Annotated in this window: 1 protein-coding gene and 1 pseudogene; both read right to left on the minus strand. The window is 51.9% G+C overall.

Annotated features, from left to right (window positions below):
• Positions 1–126 precede the first annotated feature (126 nt).
• Entirely contained in the window at positions 127–1311 is a 1185-nt protein-coding gene (gene tuf, locus AACG97_RS00130) for an elongation factor Tu (RefSeq protein ID WP_012540432.1), read from the minus strand.
• Between the two features lie 69 nt (positions 1312–1380).
• Positions 1381–1832: pseudogene (gene fusA, locus AACG97_RS00135) on the minus strand (elongation factor G); the annotation flags it as partial.

Genomic DNA, 1832 nt, shown 5'->3' on the forward strand with positions numbered 1-1832 from the left:
GAGCCTGTCTCAGCAATGATTATGACAAAAAAAATCACTGATGAGCCAGGTTCTGGTATGAAAGCGTGCAAAAAGGGCATCAAATGATGCCCTTTTATTGCGCATTGCGTCAAATGTTATCAGCGATTAGCCGAGAACTTTAGCAACCACGCCCGCGCCAACGGTACGACCGCCTTCACGGATTGCGAAACGCAGACCATCGTCCATCGCGATCGGGTGGATCAGGGTAACAACCATTTTGATGTTGTCGCCCGGCATAACCATCTCTACGCCTTCCGGCAGTTCGATGGTGCCAGTCACGTCAGTAGTACGGAAGTAGAACTGCGGACGGTAGCCTTTGAAGAACGGAGTATGACGGCCGCCTTCGTCTTTGGACAGGATGTACACTTCAGATTCGAACTTGGTGTGCGGCTTGATGCTGCCCGGCTTAGCCAGTACCTGACCACGTTCGATTTCTTCACGTTTGATACCACGCAGCAGAACACCAACGTTCTCACCAGCACGGCCTTCGTCCAGCAGTTTGCGGAACATTTCAACGCCAGTACAGGTGGTTTTCGCGGTGTCTTTGATACCAACGATTTCAACTTCTTCACCGACTTTGATGATACCGCGCTCTACACGACCGGTAACAACGGTACCACGACCGGAGATGGAGAATACGTCTTCGATCGGCAGCAGGAACGGCTTGTCAATCGCACGCTCTGGTTCCGGGATATAGGTATCCAGGTGGCCAGCCAGTTCGATGATTTTCGCTTCCCACTCTGCGTCGCCTTCCAGCGCTTTCAGAGCAGAACCACGAACGATCGGAGTGTCGTCGCCCGGGAAATCGTACTGAGACAGCAGTTCACGAACTTCCATCTCAACCAGTTCCAGCAGCTCTTCGTCATCAACCATGTCGCATTTGTTCAGGAACACGATGATGTACGGAACGCCTACCTGACGACCCAGCAGGATGTGCTCACGAGTCTGCGGCATCGGGCCGTCAGTCGCAGCAACAACCAGGATCGCGCCGTCCATCTGCGCAGCACCGGTGATCATGTTTTTAACATAGTCGGCGTGGCCCGGGCAGTCTACGTGCGCGTAGTGGCGAGTCGGGGTGTCATATTCAACGTGAGAGGTGTTGATGGTGATACCACGAGCTTTTTCTTCCGGTGCGTTATCGATCTGGTCGAATGCACGAGCAGAACCACCGTAGGTTTTAGCCAGAACGGTAGTGATGGCAGCAGTCAGGGTAGTTTTACCATGGTCAACGTGGCCGATAGTACCAACGTTGACGTGCGGTTTTGTACGTTCAAATTTTTCTTTAGACACGGCTATATTCCTTACTATAGTGCTCTCCCCTTCGGAGAGAGCACGGGACTTAGGTTTTAATCCTGTGGATTATTTACCACGGGCTTCAATAACGGCCTGAGCAACGTTGTTCGGCGCATCATCATACTTCAGGAATTCCATGGTGTATGATGCACGACCTTTGGTCAGAGAACGCAGCTGAGTTGCATAACCGAACATTTCGGACAGCGGTACTTCAGCGTGGATCTTAACGCCGGTTACTTCGGATTCCTGACCGCGCAGCATACCGCGACGACGGCTCAAGTCACCGATAACATCACCAGTGTTCTCTTCCGGAGTTTCTACTTCAACCTTCATGATCGGCTCAAGCAGACCTGGTTTTGCTTTCTTAAAGCCTTCTTTAAAGGCAATAGACGCAGCCAGTTTAAACTCCAGCTCAGAGGAGTCAACGTCGTGGTAAGAACCAAAGTGCAGACGGATACCCATATCAACTACCGGGTAACCTGCCAGCGGACCATCTTTCAGCTGTTCCTGGATGCCTT

Source organism: Pseudomonas sp. Nvir (assembly GCF_963778085.1).
Classification (GTDB): domain Bacteria; phylum Pseudomonadota; class Gammaproteobacteria; order Pseudomonadales; family Pseudomonadaceae; genus Aquipseudomonas; species Aquipseudomonas juntendi.